Origin of the sequence: Candidatus Pantoea edessiphila (assembly GCF_002933335.1) — a bacterium.
GTDB lineage: Bacteria > Pseudomonadota > Gammaproteobacteria > Enterobacterales > Enterobacteriaceae > Pantoea_C.
Genome location: NZ_PDKS01000001.1, coordinates 24,361 through 43,191, shown reverse-complemented (window position 1 = coordinate 43,191; position 18,831 = coordinate 24,361). Strand labels below are relative to the sequence as shown.

The following is an 18,831-nucleotide window of genomic DNA, read 5'->3' as shown; positions in this document are numbered from 1 at the left end:
GTAAGAAATATTTTGTTGCCGCATTTAATAGAAATTATAAAAATTGTCTGTGTGCATTATAAAACATTTGCATCCATGGACTATCCTCACCCCAAGATATTGGATGCCATGAATTATTTACAGTACGAAATACTCTTTCAGGATGAGGCATCATTATAGTAACACGTCCATTGTCATTGGTTAGTCCCGTGATCCCTTTAGAAGAGCCATTAGGATTAGCAGGATACTTTTCTGTAACTTTTCCAAAATTATCAACAAAACTTAATACAATAAGATTATTAACTTCTAGATCTGATAAAGATTTATTTGCAGAAATATCTATACATCCTTCACCATGTGATATAACAATAGGAAGTTGAGAATTTTTCATGTCTTCAAAAAACAAGGAAGGACTATTATTTATTTCTACTAAGACGAAACGCGATTCAAATCTTTCTGACTTATTTTGTATAAAATTAGGCCATAGATGACTACCTGGAACAATTGTTTTCAAATTTGATATCATTTGACAACCGTTACATATTCCTAAAGATAACGTTTGATCTGAATGAAAAAAATCTGCAAACTCATCACAAACGCGGGAATTAAATAATATAGACTTTGCCCATCCTTGACCGGCACCTAGAACATCTCCATAAGAAAATCCCCCGCAAGCAACTAAAACCTGAAATTCCTTTAATTTCACTGATCCAGAAAAAATATCATTCATATGTACATCAACAGCGATAAAACCTGCTCGTGTAAAAGCAGCTGCCATTTCAACATGGGAATTAACACCTTGTTCGCGTAATATAGCAACTCGAGGATTTTTAGTTAATAATGAAGATGCGAAATTTTTTAATTGAAAAGTTAATTTTACATTTAATCCAGGGTTGTGATTATTTTTTTTCTCTTCATGTTCTTGATCAGCGTAAATAGGGTTATCTCTTAAACGTTGCATTTGCCATGTTGTTTCTGCCCACCATTCACGAAGAAGTGAACGATTTTCACGATAAATAATTCCCTTATTACCTGAACGAATGATAAAAATATCATCATTTATAGAATTCCCTATGACATGAGAGCAAAATGTTAGATTGTTTTCTATAAAAACTTGATATACTTCATTATATTCAGATTTATTTACCTGAATAACCGCACCTAATTCTTCATTAAATAGTACAGATAAAGGATCATCACCCAAAGAACTAATATCTACATCAACTCCACAATGACCCGCAAATGCCATTTCTGCTAATGTTACTAATAAACCACCGTCTGATCTATCATGGTAAGCTAATAATTTTTTTTGAACAATTAATGTTTGGATAGCATTGAAAAAATTTTTCAGCTGTTCTGCATCTCTTATATCAGCTGCTTCATTTCCTAATTGTCGATACACTTGAGATAAAGATGTAGCACCTAAAGAATTATATCTATTACCTAGATCAATTAATATTAGTATATTATTACAATTAGATTTCATCTGAGGAGTAACAGTAAGACGAATATCTTGTATACGAGAAAATGATGTAGCTATCAATGACATTGGAGAGATCATTTCATGCATTTCTTTGCCATTATACCAATTGGTTTTCATTGACATAGAATCTTTACCAACTGGGATAGTAATACCTAGAATAGGACACAATTCTTCGCTGATATTTTTAATAGCTTTATATAAAGCTAAGTCTTCTCCTGGATGATTGAAAGCAGACATCCAATTTGCAGAAATTTTTACTCTTTTTAAATATCCGATATTTGTACAGGCTATATTTGTGATTGCTTCTCCTATAGCCAACCTACTAGCAGCAATAGGATCTATTAAAGAAACGATTGGGCGTTCTCCTAAAGCATAAGCTTCACCTTTATAACTGTCGAAACCAGCTGCAACAACTGCAGAATTAGCAACTGGCACTTGCCATGGTCCAATCATTTGATCTCTAGTTACTAGACCTGTCACACTACGATCGCAAATAGATATAAGAAATGTTTTTTCGGCTACTGCTGGTAAACGTAAAACACGCTTAACTGCATCAACTAATTTAATATTGTTAAATTTTAATTTCACATTATTTATTTTGTTTGTTTTTCGTGCATAAATTTTTATTTTGGGCTGTTTATCTATTAAGATAGATATGGGAATATTAATAGGTTGATTTTTAAAATAATCATCAATTAAAGTAATATTTCGATTTTTTATAATTTCACCTATTATAGAATAAGGAGCTTTTTCACGTTTACAAATAGAATCAAATATAGGTATATTTTTCGGTGCAATTGCAATTACATATCTTTCTTGGGATTCATTACACCACAATTCTAAAGGACTCATGCCAGGCTCATTACTTAAAATCTTACGAAGATTAAATATTCCACCACGCTTTGCAAAATTTAACAGTTCTGGTATAGCATTAGATAAACCACCTGCTCCAACATCGTGAATAAATAATATTGGATTATTTTCCCCTAATTGTATGCAGTTATTAATAACTTCTTGACAACGACGTTCCATTTCTGGATTTTCATGAGGTATTGATGCTAAATCTAAACTATTATCAGATTTATCATAAATTTTAGAAGAAGCAGTACTACCCCCTAAACCAATATTAATAGCTGGACCACCTAAAACAATGATTTTTGTACCAACTGAAATGTTCCCTTTGTAAATATGTTGATTTCTAATAATACCTATCCCACCAGTTAGCATAATTGGTTTGTGATACCCACGAAGTTCTGTGTAACCGGAATTGCAGATGATTTTTTCTTCATAAGTACGAAAATAACCGCTTAATATTGGCCGACCGAATTCGTTATTAAATGAAGCACTACCTAAGGGACCATCAATCATAATATTATTTGCATTCACTATATTATTTGGTTTACCAAAATGTACTTCCCAAGGTTGTTCAAAACCTGGGATAAGTAAATTAGAAACTGAAAACCCTACCAAACCTGCTTTTGGTTTTGAACCCATTCCTGCAGATGCTCCATCACGAATTTCACCTCCAGCTCCTGTTGCTGCTCCAGGCCAAGGAGCGATAGCAGTTGGGTGATTGTGAGTTTCTACTTTCATTGTAATATGTAAATGTTCATGATGATAACTGTATTGATTATTGTTGTTTTGAGGAAATAAAAAACCTGCTTTTGAGCCTTCCATAACAGCAGTATTATCTGTATATGCTGACAGAATATAATCTGGAGTTTGTTTTAAGGTATTTTTTATCATCTCAAATAAAGATTTCTTTTGTTTATGTCCATCTATAATCCACTCAGCATTAAAAATTTTATGTCGGCAATGTTCAGAATTAATCTGCGCAAACATATACATTTCAATATCATTTAAATTGCGCCCTAATTTAACAAAATAATTTAATATATAATCAATCTCTTCCTCTGTCTGTGTTAGACCTAACTGTTTATTTGCTTCAATCAGGGCACTGCGACCTTTATTAATTATATCAATTTTTTTTAAAGGCTTAGGAGAGCTTTCATAGAATAAATCTTTAGTATGTAAAAATGAAGTATATGTTTTTTCAAATCTACTATTATGTAAAGTTTTAGATATTATTTGCCATTGTAGTTCATTAAAAAATTCAGGAGTTTCAATGTAATAAGCGATCCCTCGTTCTATACGAATTATTTGAGGAAAATTACAATTATAAATAATATCTGTAGCTTTCGAAGACCAAGATGAAACCGTACCAGGGCGCGGTGTAACTAATAACATACGACCTTGTAAAGGTTGTTTAGAATTATATTTTTTTTGGTTTATTAAAGATCTTAAACGATTTTTTGTTCTTTCATCTAGTGGTATTTGTGTATATACAAAATAAACATATTCAGCATAAATATCATTTATTATCAAGTTATCATTTTTAAAACTGTTGATTAATTTTTTTTTATAAGAACCTGAAAAAACAAAAATATCACGAAAAATTTCAATCATTACAAAATCTCTTATCTTAATTTTATACAAGTTGTAATTTATATTAAAAACTTAATAATAAATTATATTGTATATATAATTTAGTAATATACAAAAATTGATCAAGATCGTTCAATTAAACAAAGATATATTGAAAACATAAATAATTAATCAAACATTATACACTATTTATTTTTCAATGTATTTTAAAAATACGTTATATAACATCTTTTTAAGAAACTGTTTTGGTTCTTTTGCGAACTGTATCAAAAAAATTATGCAACAATGAAACACATGTATTAGACAACACACCCGAAGTTAATTGTATTTTATGATTTATTCCTGAATAGCTAAGAATATTCATTACTGATTCTACTGCTCCTGTTTTCATATCTCGTACACCATAAACTAACCTATCAATGCGACTATGTACCATTGCTCCAGCACACATTGCACAAGGTTCTAATGTTACATATAATGTAGTATTTAATAAACGATAATTTTTTAAAATCTTGCCACCTTCACGTATTGCTATCATTTCAGCATGAGCACTTGGATCATGTTTACTGATAGAACTATTCCACCCTTTGCTAATTAATTCAGTATTTTTTACCAAAACTGCACCAACTGGTACCTCTCCTTCTTCAAAAGCTATATGTGCTAATTCTATTGCATATTGCATCCAGTGTTCATCTTGTTGTAGTTGATTCAATATCATATGTTCCTTAAAATATTTTTAATATGTATTTTGTTATTATATTTTTTTTAATATTCCACAAGGAGTAACACGCCAACGTTTTTGACAGAAAACGAGTAATGGATCATCTTTTTTGCTATCACTATAACCACTATAAAGTTTTAATGGTGCTCCGATTTTTTTTTCTAATTGAATTACTTTTTCATAACCTAGACAACGTGTTTTCAATACTAGCCCTCCCCACCTACGTTCCATAACACTAGCTATTAAATTTACTCTTTTAAAAAAAGGGAAATCACAATAAATATCTTCAACTAATTTTTGCGGTGAACCTGTAATGATCCAAACATCAGTGTCATCATTAAGATAATTAATTAGTTCTTTTTGTACTATTGGAAAAATTTTTATATGAGATTTAAATAACTTTACAAATTCTTTCTCTATTATTGATGATAAATGTTCATTTCTACCAACAGTAAGAGACCAAAGCAATAAACTCATCGGAAAACGTGCCGAAAAACCTTTAATTACTAATCCCAGTGCTATTACAGGTAATAGTAACAATAACACTATTATATTTAGTGGATAATTTATTAACAAATAAATTATAAAACTACCAAATATATCCTGTTTATGTAATGTACCATCTAAATCAAAAAAAACTACTCGACGTCTCTGTATATGTCCCAGCAAAATTTATTTTCCTATGTTTATCTGTTATTTATAAAACAATTAACATAAAAATCGCATAAATAACCGACCACAATATTTTATACTTATAGTAACATAAGTAATTAATTATATTTAAATAAATTGATATTATATGCTGACTAATCTTCTATGATTACTGTAGCACAAGCATAGTAACGTTCGTCTGTAAGTGTGACATGTATATTTTTTACTCCTAGTTTTTCTGCTAATTTATTTACATTTTGGAAAAATAATAATTTTGGTTTACCTAGCGGGTCATTGAAAACTTCAAATTGATTAAAAGCTAATCCATCTCGTATACCTATACCAAGTGCTTTTGCAGCAGCCTCCTTAACAGCCAGACGTTTTGCTAAAAATCTAGCAGGTTGTTTATTTGATTGATATTGTTGGTATTCAAATTTAGTTAATATTCTATTAGACAATCTTTTCCCGAAACGATTAATAATCTTGACCACACGTTCTATTTCAACAATATCAGTTCCTATTCCTAAGATAGCCATTACCTATGAACTTCTCGTAACAATTGTTTCATATTTTTAACCGCATTTTCTAAACCGTTAATTAAAGCATAACTAATAATTGAATGACCTATATTCAGTTCATATATTTCAGGTATGGATGCAATAGGGATAACATTATGATAATTTAAACCGTGCCCAGCATTAACTTTTAATCCATTGTTTACAGAAAATTTTACAGATTGTTTGATACGATTTAGTTCTTTATCACGCAATAAACTTTCTGTTGTGCTTGAATATATACCTGTGTGAATTTCAATGTATTGAGCTCCACTGTTTATTGCGGCTTCTATTTGTTTTATATCAGCATTAACAAACAATGAAACTATTATCCCTGCATCTTGAAGGCATTTTACTGATCTATCAACAATATTTTTATTACTTATTATATCTAATCCTCCTTCAGTAGTAATTTCCTGTCTTTTTTCAGGAACTAAACAACAAGAATAAGGCTTAACTTCACAGGCAAAAGCAATCATATCCTTATTAATAGATATTTCAAGATTCATTCTAGTTTGTATTGTTTTATTAATTATTATAACATCACGATCTGTGATATGACGACGATCTTTCCTAAGGTGAACTGTAATACTATCTGCACCTGATTGTTCAGCTATTAACGCTGCCAGTAAAGGGTCAGGATAATTAATACCTCGGGCATTACGTACAGTACCTATATGATCAACATTAACACCTAACATCAAATTAGTCATTGTAATCCTTTTTTACTTATAGCTTCTAATAATGTAGTAGGAAATTAAAATATTGTTAATCAATTAAGTTTATTAAAAATTAGATAAATTTATAATTTTTAATAAGTATCGAAGCGATAAAAATATTTATTTCTATCACTTAGCAAATATAATTTAAGCTTTACATTAACGTTAAATATATCATATTTTTATCTATAAAAATATGTTTTATATCGTAATTTTATTGGCAATTAAAATATTAAATAAATTAGTTTTAATGCACAGAGGAGCCTACCTTTACCCAAAGGTATAATCTTACTTGAGTTTTGAATATTTTTTCCATATCTAGCCGGGCTTGTTCACCTATGATTTTAATTTTATTTCCTTTATGCCCTATTATAATTTTTTTTTGACTGTTATGTCTAACAATAATTACACCATTTATATCATAGTTGTTTTGTTTATTAATAAAATTTTCAATCTCAACTATAGATCTATAAGGTATTTCTTCACCAAAGAAACGCATCAACTTTTCTCTAATAATTTCGGATGCTATAAAACGTTCAGAACAAGTAGTTATATGTTCTTTAGAATAATAGTGATCGTTTTTGGGTAATTGTTTTTTAATTATATCTAGAATAATGTTTACATTTTTACCAGTTTTAGCAGACACAGGAACAATCTCTAAATATCTAATTTTTTTACTTAAAAATTCAATATAGGGCAATAAATAGATTTTGTTCTTAATAACATCTATCTTATTTATTACCACAATTAAATGTTGCGTAATATTAGATATTTCGTTTAATATTAATTCATCATCAAATGTCCAGTGCTTACCATCAATAACCAAAATTACCAAATTAACGTCTTTAATGATTTTTTTTATTAAATTTTGTAAGTTTTTATTAGATGGTAATTTGTTATTATTTATATTTAAGCCAGGAGTATCCAAGTAAATAATCTGATATTGATCTTCTGTATAAATGCCAGTAATACACTGGCGAGTAGTATTTGATTTACATGAAGTGATTGATATTTTTTCTCCTAATAATTTATTTATTAATGTAGATTTTCCAACGTTTGATCGTCCAATAATTGACACAACACCGCAGAAAGTAATATAATTATTCATTTAATTCCCAATATAACTAAAGCTTGTTTGGCAGCAGCTTGCTCTGCTTTCCGACGGCTAAAACCAACACCTATAATTGGCTCTGCTATTCCACTAACTTGACAATGTATTGTAAATTCTTGATCATGCGCTTCACCACGGACCATAACCATTACATAAGCAGGTAATGGTAGATGACGGCTTTGTAAATATTCCTGTAAACGAGTCTTATAATCCTTTTGTTTATCTCCTGGACTGATTTCATCTAATTGAGTTTGATACCAATTTAAAATTAACTTTTCTATTGTATGAATATTACTGTCAAGAAAAATACTGCCAATAATTGCTTCTACTGTATCAGCAAGTATAGATTCTCGACGGAATCCTCCACTTTTTAATTCACCTGTACCTAAACGCAAGCATTCTCCTAGATTAAATTTACGTGCCATTTCAGCCAATGTATTTCCTCTTACTAAAGTAGCACGCATACGACTCATATCACCTTCATTTATGTATGGAAATTTGTGATAAAGTACATTTGCAATTACATAGTTAAGTATAGAATCACCAAGAAATTCAAGACGCTCATTATGTTTACTGTTTGCACTACGATGTGTTAAAGCTTGCTTTAAAAGTTCTAAGTGTATAAAAGTATAGCCAATTTTATTTTGAAGTTTATTTATCAAAAAATGGTTCATGTGATTCCAAAATTTTTACATTCATAAATCCTAACATAAAATGAAATTAAATATTTAACTTACTTATATTTTTTCATATAACCTCTTTGAAATTTATTGGAAATTTTTATTTAATTATACCAAACCTACCTGATCTGATTCCAGTAGGCCACATACCTTCTTGTTTTTTTAAGCTCATCCAGATACAAACTGCCTTGCCTATAAAATATTCTTCGGGTACGAATCCCCAGTATCTACTATCTGAACTATTATCACGATTATCTCCCATTACAAAATATTGACCTTCTGGTACTATCCAGCTTCCTAGTGGTTGATCATCTTGTTGATAATATAAATCTGTTTGATCAACTGTTTCGGTTGTAAGCAAAATATCATGAGTGAGTTTACCAATGGTCTCTTTTCGGGTATTTAAATGAAACCCTACATTTACATCTTCTTTTTCTTTAGACAGTTTATAAAAACTATTATTGTTTTTATTAAAAATTTGAATAAAACTACTTGGTTCAATATTAGTGTAGGTAATTTGTAACAAATTATTACATTTTTTTTTGCTACCACATTCCGGATTAATCTGTATGGTTTTACTATAACTATTATAGGTTATTCTATCTCCAGGCATGCTAACTATACGCTTAATATAATTTATTTTTGGATTGTTTGGATACTTAAAAACTGCAATATCACCACGTTTTGGTTTGCTGATTTTAATTAGTGTATTCAGGGTAATAGGATTTTTTATTGCATATGAAAATTTTTTAACTAATATAAAATCACCAACTAATAAAGTGGGCATCATTGAACCAGAAGGTATTTGAAATGGTTCATACAAAAAAGAACGAAAACAAAATACGACTAATAGGAGAGGGAAAATTGATGAGATAAAATCAGTTGATTTTTCAAATGATTTAGCAGGTATAATTTTTATTTCTTCTGAAATATTAATAGCTTTCTTTTCAGACCATTTAAAAAAATTCATAACCCAAATAATACCAGAACATAATGTTACAATTAATAAAATTAATGAAAAATTATTAATCATTCTATAATCCCTTATTTTTTATCTTTTGCAATGTGTAAAATAGCTAAAAATGCTTCTTGAGGTAGAGCAACGTTACCAATTAATTTCATTCTTTTTTTACCTTCTTTTTGTTTTTGTATTAATTTTTTTTTGCGACTAATATCGCCACCATAACATTTGGCTAATACGTTTTTGCGTAATTGCTTAATATTTGCACGTGCTATAATATGATTTCCAATAGCCGCTTGAATTATTACATCGAATTGCTGTCTAGGTATAACATTCTTCAACTTTTCAATTAAATTTTTCCCAGTATTTATGGCTTTATTACGATGAGTAATCAAAGTTAATGCATCTACTCTTTCAGAATTTATTAATATATCAACTCGCACCATATCAGAAACTTGGAAACATTTAAAACTATAGTCTAAGGAAGCATAACCACTAGATATAGATTTTAATTGATCAAAAAAATCTAAAATTACTTCGGCCATTGGCATTTCATAAGTAATTGATACTTGACTACCGTGATATGTTATGTCAGTTTGTGTGCCTCGTTTTTGGATACATATTTTCATTACTTTACCCAAAAATTGTTTGGGCAATAAAATATTGCAAGTCACAATAGGTTCACGTATTTCTTTAATATCTTTAATTGAAGGTAGTTTTGAAGGATTATCAATATACAGGATATTATTGTTAATAATTTTAATTTCATATGCAACATTAGGAGATGTTGCAATTAAATCAAGATTGTATTCACGTTCTAAACGTTCTTTAACAATTTCCATATGTAACATTCCTAAAAAACCACATCTAAAACCAAATCCAAGTATATTTGATCTTTCTGGTTCATAAAACAAAGATGAATCATTTAAATTTAATTTGTTAAGAGCATCTCGGAATAATTCATAATTATCGGCTTTAATTGGAAATAGACCTGCATAAATTTGAGGTTTGATTTTTTTAAAACCAGGCAATGCTTCATCTGTTGGTTTATGTGCATTTGTTAAAGTATCACCTACTAAACCATTAAGAATATCTTTAATTGCACATATTACCCACCCTACTTCACCACATCTTAATATTTCACGATCTACTCTTTTAGGAGTAAAAATACCCACTCTATCGGCATGATATGTACGATTATTGCTAAATATTTTAATTTTTTCACCTTTAGATAGGCTGCCATTTTTAATTCGTATTAAAAATATCGCTCCTAGATATTTATCAAACCAGGAATCAATAATCAGTGCTTGTAATGGTGCATTAGGATCGCCTTTTGGTGGTGGTATATTAACAACTAAATTTTCTATAACTTCTTGAATGCCTAATCCTGTTTTAGCTGAACATCTTATTGCTTTAGTTGCATCAATCCCAACTATATCTTCAATTTCTTTAGCTACACGATCTGGATCAGCTGCTGGTAAGTCAATTTTGTTTAAGATCGGTAATACTTCTAAATTCATATCAATTGCAGTATAGCAATTAGCTAAAGTTTGTACCTGTACTCCCTGGACAGAATCAACTACTAACAAAGCACCTTCACAAGCAGCAAGAGAACGAGAAACTTCATAAGAAAAATCAACATGGCCAGGGGTATCAATAAAATTTAGTTGATAAAGTTGATTATTATAAGATCTATAATTAAGCGTTACACTTTGAGCTTTAATTGTAATTCCGCGTTCTCGTTCTAGATCCATAGAATCCAAAACCTGAGCAGACATTTCTCGATCAGTTAATCCTCCACAAATCTGAATTAAGCGATCAGATAACGTAGATTTACCATGGTCAATATGAGCAATAATTGAAAAGTTTCTTATGTGGTTCATTATATTTATTCTATTAACAATATTTTTATGATATTAAAAATATCTAATTTTAGAGAGTAAGATATTATAGTTTTTGTCTTAATTAACTATCAACAGTAAAATATAAATTTTGCTTGTATAAAAAAATATGTGTTGAATGGTAATTAAATTGAATTTTAAAAATTAATTTATTATAACTGTTATGTTATTGTTAATATTAAAACGATTATAAGTTATAACTTCATAATATAATTTAATTTACATAATATCACATAACGTTATATATTCAATTAATTAGAGCTTATTTATAATACTATAAATTGTTGTAAATTTAAGTTAATTTACTTATATAAAATATATTGTTTATTTTAATAAATGTTAAAAAATAATTTTTTAAATTATGAAAAAATTATTTTTAATATTTTTAGATTGAATTGTTGATTAGATCTTGTATTTACAAATTACTATGAATTAATAATACAGAAAGTAATATTTATACTAATACATTGATAAAACAAGTTATTTAAATAAATATAAATATATAAAGTTGTTTAATTGGACAAATAAATTTATTGAAAAACTATTAATATCATAAATATATGAAAATTAAGGATTATAAAAAGTATTATTAAGTCAATATTAAAAGTAATTTCTTTTATCAAATTATTGTTTATTATTAAATAAATCGATTAATTATTCTTTATAAAAGCAATGAAAAAAAATTCTTTATCTAATTATCAATGTGATGTATTAATTATAGGAAGCGGTATAGCTGGTTTATCATTGGCTTTACGCTTGTCAAGTAAATATAAAATAGTTGTTGTTACTAAATCACAAGTTAATGAAAGTGCTACTCTATATGCTCAAGGAGGAATAGCCGCAGTATTTAATAAACAAGATAGTATTAATTCTCATATTAAAGATACTTTAACTACTGGAATAGACCTATGTGACTATGATGTGGTTTCTTTTATTGTTAAAAACGCTCGTAAATGTATAAATTGGTTAATTAATAATGGAATATCTTTTGATAAAAATGTAGAATCTGATAGAAATGATGAAATATATCATCTTCATAAAGAGGGCGGACATAGTCATAGACGGATTTTACATATTGCTGATAGAACTGGCACAGAAATTGAAAACACCCTAGCAAACAAAGCAATAAAAAATCAAAATATTAGAATAATTGAATATATGGTTGCTATAGATTTAATAACTTTAGAAAACAGCAAGTTATTTGTTTCACGTCGTGCAGTAGGAGCTTGGCTATGGAACCGAAATCAAAAAACAATTGAAACATGTACCGCTAAAGCAATTATTTTAGCAACAGGAGGAGCATCAAAAGTATATCAATATACTACTAATCCGGATATTTCTTCAGGAGATGGTATTGCTATGGCTTGGAGAGCTGGTTGTCGAGTAGCTAATTTAGAATTTAATCAATTTCATCCTACTTGTTTTTTTTATCCAAAGGGAAATAATTTTTTATTAACTGAAGCTCTACGAGGCGAAGGTGCTTTTTTAATAAGACCTGATAAATATCGTTTCATGTTAGATATTGATAAACGAGCAGAACTAGCATCTAGAGATATTGTATCAAGAGCTATTTATAATGAAATAAGAAATCACAATATTGATTGTGTTTATCTAGATATTACTCATAGATCTGAACAATTTATCAGAAGTCATTTTCCTATAATACATAATAAATTGTTAGATTTTGGATTTGATTTAACAAAAGATATCATTCCTGTAGTACCAGCTGCTCATTATACTTGTGGAGGGGTAATCGTTGATAAATTTGGTAGAACTGATTTAGATGGTCTTTATGCTATTGGTGAAGCAAGTTATACTGGATTACATGGTGCAAATCGTTTGGCATCAAATTCTTTATTAGAATGTTTAGTATATAGCCAATCAGTGTCAAAATATCTAATTGATACACTATATAATATTAAATTAGTAAATTCACTGCCGTTGTTCAACATAAAAAATAGCCAAGAAAAACATCATTTGAGTGATATCAATCTAGAATTTTATCTAAATAAAATTAGAAAGTCTATGTGGAATAATGTTGGCATAATACGCACACATAAATCTCTTAAAAATGCAAAACACGAAATAATTTTATTAAATAAAGAAATAAATCGTTATTATAATAGTAACTTTTTATCAGATAAATTATTAGAAGTTAGAAATTTAGTTGAAGTGGCAGAATTAATAATTTATTCTGCAATACAAAGAAAAGAAAGTAGAGGATTACATTATATTTGTGATTATCCTAATTTATTACCTAATGCACTGCCAACTATTTTAATACCTAGTAATTATGTAAAAAAATAATATTTTATTGAAGACATTTATTTTTTAATGACATAGTTATGATATACCATGAATATCTTGTCGAAACATAGTGTATTTTAATCAGATTAATTTCGATATAATTTTGTTTTTTTTATAAAACGTATTATTACTTTGATATTGGATAATTCGAACATGAATAACATGCTTACATGGCGTGATGTACTAGCAGAAGAAAAAAAGAAATTATATTTTACTAATATTTTAGAATTAATTAAAAACAAACGTTCTGCTGGTATACAAATTTATCCTGCTCAGAAAGACGTGTTCAATGCTTTCCGTTTAACTGAACTCAAAGATATTAAAGTTGTCATTTTAGGTCAAGATCCTTATTGCAGACCAAAACAAGCTCATGGATTAGCTTTTTCTGTGTTACCTGAAGCTAGGATACCACCTTCTTTAAAAAACATATATAAAGAACTATTTCACGATATTTATGATTTTAAACAACCAAAACATGGTTTTCTTGGAAGTTGGGCAAAACAAGGTATATTACTATTAAATACTATACTGACAGTTGAAGAAGGAAAATCATTTTCTCATGCAAAAATTGGCTGGGAAAAATTTACAAATACTGTGATTAATATAATAAACAAAAATTGTAACAAAGTAATTTTTTTATTATGGGGTCTTCATGCTCAAAATAAAGGAAATATTGTAGATCTTCACCGCCATTATATTTTACAAACATCTCATCCTTCTCCTAAATCAGCTAATTTAGGTTTTTTGGGATGCAAGCATTTTTCTCAAACAAACAATATATTGATAACAGATGGTAAACAACCTATTCAATGGACTCCAAAGTTATCTAATATAGATTTTAGCATTCATCACAACCGATTTTAATACAGTTGTGATGAATAATTTTAAAAAACATATCCTTTTTTTATTTTGTTACAGTAACCATAGCTGGACGTAGTAAACGATCGTTTAAAGTATAACCTCGTTGCATGACTGACATAACGCGATTAGGAGGTGTGTTTTCGCATTCTATAACTGACATTGCTTGATGTATAGAAGGATCAAAAGGGATATTTGTTTTATCTATTACTTTTATTCCAAATTTATTCATCACATTCAATAATGATTTTAATGTTAAATCAACACCTTGTATCATAGGTATCAGTAAATCATTTTCTTTATTAGTTACTTCTAAAGCAAGTTCTAAACTATCAATTACTGGTAACAATTCAATAGCAAATTTCTCTAATGAAAATTTATGTATTCTTTCTATATCCATTTCAGTGCGACGGCGAATATTTTCCATTTCTGCTTGACTACGTAGTTTTAAATCACGTATATTAGCTTGATATTGTATTAATTTTTCTTCAAGATGTAAAATTCGGATATTCAATTCTGATTCTAATAAATTTTCTTGCTCAATTGTATTTTCTTGCTCAATTGTATTTTCTTGCTCAATTGTATTTTCTTGCTCAATTGTATTTTCTTGCTCAATTGTATTTTCTTGCTCAATTGTATTTTCTTGCTCAATTGTTCTATTGTTTTGACCATTTAATGAAATCTTGCTATTTATATTTTGTTCATGATTTTTCATTTTTATTCCATTATTGTATAAATTTATTTTAATAATTAGCCTATTATAGAGTCCTATTTTTATGTTTCAATAGAGTTGTTTATATTGTTTTTATTTTAAGTTGTTAAGGATTATTAATATATGAAAAAATACTTCAATTGCATTGGCCTTGTAGGTTACACAAATCATCCTGGCATATTTTCTACTCATAAAATGCTTTGGGAATGGTTAACCGAAAAAGGCTACCATGTATTAGTTGAAAATAAAATAGTTCAGGAAATTAAATTAAATAATTTAAAAAAAAAATGACATTAAATGAGATTGGTCAACAAGCAGATTTAGCTATTGTAGTAGGAGGAGATGGTAATATGTTAGCTGCAGCTCGCATATTAGCTAAGTATGACATTAAAGTAATAGGAATTAACAAAGGAAATCTTGGATTTTTAACTGACTTAGATCCAAATGAATTGCAATTGCAATTAAATGAAGTCTTAAGAGGAAAATATATTATAGAAAATCGTTTTTTATTAGAAGCCAAAATATTAGGGAAAAATTATTATAAAAATGTTCATGCAGCTATGAATGAAATAGTTTTACATTCAGACATTATAGCACATATGATTGAGTTTGAAGTATATATTGATGATATTTTTGCTTTTTCACAAAGATCAGATGGATTAATTGTTTCAACACCTACCGGATCAACAGCTTATTCTATGTCAGCTGGTGGTCCTATTTTAACGCCTTCCTTAGATGCAATTGTTTTAGTACCAATGTTTCCACATAGTTTGTCTATGCGACCATTAGTAATTAATAGTAATAGTATCATTAAGTTAAGATGTCATTCTGTTCATCGTAATATTAAAATCAGCTTTGATAGTCAAATTTTAGTTGAAATAAAAGAAGGAGAAGATATTATAATTCACCGTAGTAAAAGTAATCTTACTCTTATCCATCCTAGTAATTATTGTTATTTCAATACATTAAATTCTAAATTAGGTTGGGCTAAAAGACTTTTTTAATACATAATTAAAAGAATGATATAATTGTATCAATATATATATTGCTTGCAGTATAATAATGTATTTATGGTAGTTGTATATTATGATACATTATCGAGATTGTTTATAATAATAAAAACAACAAAATACATCTCATATATAATAATTAAATTATAAGTTACTTTTAAACTGAAAATAGAACATAAATATTTTGGTAGCTATTGACTTTAATTTTTATTGAAATAATCATTTAGTGTTTTCCTTTTATAAAAGGAGATAGATAACATGTTATACCAAAAATTATTTACTTTATTGTTTTTAATACTTGCAGGGTGTTCTGAATTTAATGTAAATCACTATATTTATCGACCAGAAATACATCAGGGTTATTACTCAATTAATATCAATGCAATTCATAAGGGTATGACACAACAGCAAGTAATTGCTATTATTGGTACTCCTTCAATAAAGTTATCTTTTAGTAATAACGTATGGTGTTATTTCTTCAGTAATAAACTGAAAGATAATAAAAAAGAACAAAATACTGTCATTATTAAATTTAATAGCGATGGCATATTAACTCACATTAAAAATATAAAAAAAATAATTTAAATATTATTTTTTTGTTCTTTTTACTCTTTTACGACGTAATTCCATAGGATCCATATATAAGGAGCGATAAATCTCTATTCTGTCTCCTTGTTGTACGATATCTTCTAAACTGACTACTTTGCCATAAATTCCTATTTTATTTACATATATATTAATCTCTTTATGTAATCTTAATATACCTGATTTTTCAATTACTTGTCTTACAGTGCTATAATTGTTTAATATAATATGAAAATGGTATTGTTTTTGAGGTAAAGCATAAATTAATTCTACAGACATACAAAAATTAGTCACAAACAAACTCCTATGAAATATTTTTAATCAAAATTATGAATTTTTTAAAATTAAGGCTCAGTTATTGTAATAATGATTTTAATTTATAATTTAATTATTAAAATATTATATTAAGAAAATGTTGTTCAATAATCTCATTATTTAGTATTAGAATAATAATGATAAAATTTACTTTTTACATATCAAGATAAATTTTATATACAAACATAACACAAGATACGTTAAACAATGAAAAAACAATCAAGCAAAACTGCTCTTGGAATTATTGCAAAAAATAGACGAGCTTACTATGAATATTTTATAGAAAAAGAAATTGAAGCTGGTTTAGTTTTATATGGATGGGAAATGAAGTCAATAAGAGCTGGAAAAATTAATATTAGTGACAGTTATATACTAATATATAATCAAGAAGCTTACTTATTAGGATCGATATTCCAACCATTAATAAATGTGTCTAATAATATCACATGCGATCCTACAAGAAACCGAAAATTATTATTAAATAAATCTGAAATCAATTATTTAAATAACAGAAACAAACAAAAAAATTATACTACAATAGCATTAGTAATGTATTGGAAAAGATCTTGGTGTAAATTAAAAATTGGCCTTTCGAGAGGAAAGAAACAATATGATAAACGTGATCAACATAGAGAAAGAGAATGGAAAATACATAAGGAACGAATCTTAAAAATACTAAAGCCATGAAGTACTAGATTATTAATTATATTTTTGCTACTATTGAAGTAGTATCTTTGGGGCTGATTTTTGGATTTGACGTAATATTCAAAATCTAAAGTGCATGTCGAGGGACGGTAGGCCTCGTTAATAAACCGTAACCAAATAGTCGCAAACGACAAAAACTACGCTTTAGCAGCTTAATAAGCTTCAGAGCCCTTTCTACCTGTTTTGCTCTTGAAATAGTGAATTAAAGAAAGGTCAATATTAAAAAGAGATAGCACTTATGTCACTGTACCTAAAAGTGCTCAGTGTGAAAATTTAAATTTGGGTTAGTTTCATAGAAGCGTGTCTAGCAGCATCTATGAAATGAATTGAAATGTTAGACTAAGCATGTAGTGCTTAAGATGTAGAATTTTCGGACGCGGGTTCAAATCCCGCCAGCTCCACCAAAAGATCTAAAAATACATTTGAATTAACTTATATATAAAATAGTAAATGTTCTACTGTAATAATCTGCCAATATATCATTAATAATATTAATTATAAAAATACTCACACTGTGTTAAATAAATTAAAGATGTAAAGTAAGATAATGATTCTGCCAATTACTTTTAATTTCGTATAAATTTTGATTGGCAAACAATTGCTAATTTATATTTTAATATTAGAATGTATTTTATTAATTAGGTCGTCTAAACTTATTAAGTATTAATATACTTAATTTACAAGCTGAAATGTGATCTGTAGTTGATTTAAACTATAATAAGTAGGTTAATATCAGGTGTTTTTTTGTTTCAATAAATCAACTATAATAGTTTAAATAAATTTATCTAGCCTAGCATAAGCAAGGCAATTCTATAAAGAATAGAAGTCATATTTTCACAAATATTTTTATCTAAAAATCATATAGTATCTAATTTAGTTATTAATGTAATTTATTGATAAATTAAAACAGAATCCATGATTATTTAAACCTTTAGATCTATACAAGACCACATCTAGTATTTAATATATAAAATATGAAATGCTATTTTATTGATCAAGGATAAAATAATTAAAAATTAATATTTAAATTATTATACAAATATGGAACACTAGACAATAGAAAATTATATGAATATTACTATTTATTTTAAATATTACTATAAATGTATATGTTATAAAAAATGCTATTAGTCA

Annotated in this window: 15 protein-coding genes, 1 other RNA gene and 1 pseudogene; 6 read left to right on the top strand and 11 right to left on the bottom strand. The window is 27.8% G+C overall.

What is annotated here, in order from left to right; translation table 11 throughout:
- Positions 1–34: 34 nt before the first annotated feature.
- The 9 genes from purL to lepA all read right to left on the bottom strand — a co-directional run bounded on the left by purL (position 35) and on the right by lepA (position 11,187).
- Positions 35–3,928, bottom strand: coding sequence for a phosphoribosylformylglycinamidine synthase (gene purL / locus CRV11_RS00280; protein ID WP_136131347.1), 3,894 nt, complete (start codon positions 3,926–3,928; stop codon positions 35–37).
- Between the two features lie 211 nt (positions 3,929–4,139).
- A complete protein-coding gene (tadA, locus tag CRV11_RS00275) occupies positions 4,140–4,619 on the bottom strand; it encodes a tRNA adenosine(34) deaminase TadA (RefSeq protein WP_199732485.1) in 480 nt (159 codons plus the stop codon).
- 42 nt (positions 4,620–4,661) lie between these two features.
- Positions 4,662–5,297 carry a phosphatidylglycerophosphatase C gene (gene yfhb, locus CRV11_RS00270; RefSeq protein ID WP_136131345.1) on the bottom strand — a complete coding sequence of 212 codons (636 nt, stop codon included), beginning with the start codon at positions 5,295–5,297 and terminating at the stop codon, positions 4,662–4,664.
- Positions 5,298–5,434: 137 nt separating this feature from the next.
- Positions 5,435–5,815 carry a holo-ACP synthase gene (gene acpS, locus CRV11_RS00265; RefSeq protein ID WP_136131344.1) on the bottom strand — a complete coding sequence of 127 codons (381 nt, stop codon included), beginning with the start codon at positions 5,813–5,815 and terminating at the stop codon, positions 5,435–5,437.
- The gene (gene pdxJ / locus CRV11_RS00260) at positions 5,815–6,546 is read right to left on the bottom strand and encodes a pyridoxine 5'-phosphate synthase (RefSeq protein WP_136131343.1); all 732 of its coding nucleotides are present in this window, start codon (positions 6,544–6,546) and stop codon (positions 5,815–5,817) included. The genes acpS and pdxJ overlap by 1 nt, the downstream gene beginning before the upstream one ends.
- 253 nt (positions 6,547–6,799) lie before the next feature.
- Positions 6,800–7,660, bottom strand: a complete 861-nt coding sequence (gene era, locus CRV11_RS00255; RefSeq protein WP_136131342.1) for a GTPase Era — start codon at positions 7,658–7,660, stop codon at positions 6,800–6,802.
- Positions 7,657–8,337 (bottom strand): ribonuclease III, encoded by a 681-nt coding sequence (gene rnc / locus CRV11_RS00250; protein WP_136131341.1) that lies wholly within the window; start codon positions 8,335–8,337, stop codon positions 7,657–7,659. The genes era and rnc overlap by 4 nt, the downstream gene beginning before the upstream one ends.
- A gap of 106 nt (positions 8,338–8,443) precedes the next feature.
- Positions 8,444–9,376 carry a signal peptidase I gene (lepB, locus tag CRV11_RS00245; RefSeq protein WP_136131340.1) on the bottom strand — a complete coding sequence of 311 codons (933 nt, stop codon included), beginning with the start codon at positions 9,374–9,376 and terminating at the stop codon, positions 8,444–8,446.
- A gap of 11 nt (positions 9,377–9,387) precedes the next feature.
- Entirely contained in the window at positions 9,388–11,187 is a 1,800-nt protein-coding gene (gene lepA, locus CRV11_RS00240) for a translation elongation factor 4 (RefSeq protein ID WP_136131339.1), read from the bottom strand.
- Between the two features lie 690 nt (positions 11,188–11,877).
- Between lepA and nadB the strand changes: the two genes are divergently transcribed.
- Complete coding sequence (gene nadB, locus CRV11_RS00235) at positions 11,878–13,512, top strand: L-aspartate oxidase (RefSeq protein ID WP_136131338.1); 1,635 nt, start codon at positions 11,878–11,880, stop codon at positions 13,510–13,512.
- Between the two features lie 153 nt (positions 13,513–13,665).
- Positions 13,666–14,376 carry a uracil-DNA glycosylase gene (gene ung / locus CRV11_RS00230; RefSeq protein ID WP_136131337.1) on the top strand — a complete coding sequence of 237 codons (711 nt, stop codon included), beginning with the start codon at positions 13,666–13,668 and terminating at the stop codon, positions 14,374–14,376.
- Between the two features lie 40 nt (positions 14,377–14,416).
- Here ung and grpE read toward each other — a convergent pair whose 3' ends face one another.
- Complete coding sequence (gene grpE / locus CRV11_RS00225) at positions 14,417–15,085, bottom strand: nucleotide exchange factor GrpE (protein ID WP_136131336.1); 669 nt, start codon at positions 15,083–15,085, stop codon at positions 14,417–14,419.
- 120 nt (positions 15,086–15,205) lie between these two features.
- Between grpE and nadK the strand changes: the two are divergent.
- Together nadK and CRV11_RS00215 are read left to right on the top strand one after the other, a co-directional pair.
- Positions 15,206–16,086, top strand: a pseudogene (gene nadK, locus CRV11_RS00220) (NAD(+) kinase).
- 264 nt (positions 16,087–16,350) lie between these two features.
- The gene (locus CRV11_RS00215; RefSeq protein ID WP_136131335.1) at positions 16,351–16,677 is read left to right on the top strand and encodes an outer membrane protein assembly factor BamE; all 327 of its coding nucleotides are present in this window, start codon (positions 16,351–16,353) and stop codon (positions 16,675–16,677) included.
- 3 nt (positions 16,678–16,680) lie between these two features.
- Here CRV11_RS00215 and CRV11_RS00210 read toward each other — a convergent pair whose 3' ends face one another.
- The gene (locus CRV11_RS00210; RefSeq protein ID WP_136131596.1) at positions 16,681–16,956 is read right to left on the bottom strand and encodes an RnfH family protein; all 276 of its coding nucleotides are present in this window, start codon (positions 16,954–16,956) and stop codon (positions 16,681–16,683) included.
- A gap of 243 nt (positions 16,957–17,199) precedes the next feature.
- Here CRV11_RS00210 and smpB point away from each other — a divergent pair, with 243 nt between their 5' ends.
- A complete protein-coding gene (gene smpB, locus CRV11_RS00205) occupies positions 17,200–17,679 on the top strand; it encodes an SsrA-binding protein SmpB (protein ID WP_136131334.1) in 480 nt (159 codons plus the stop codon).
- 49 nt (positions 17,680–17,728) lie between these two features.
- Positions 17,729–18,101: a transfer-messenger RNA gene (ssrA, locus tag CRV11_RS00200) on the top strand.
- The last annotated feature ends 730 nt before the right edge of the window (positions 18,102–18,831 follow it).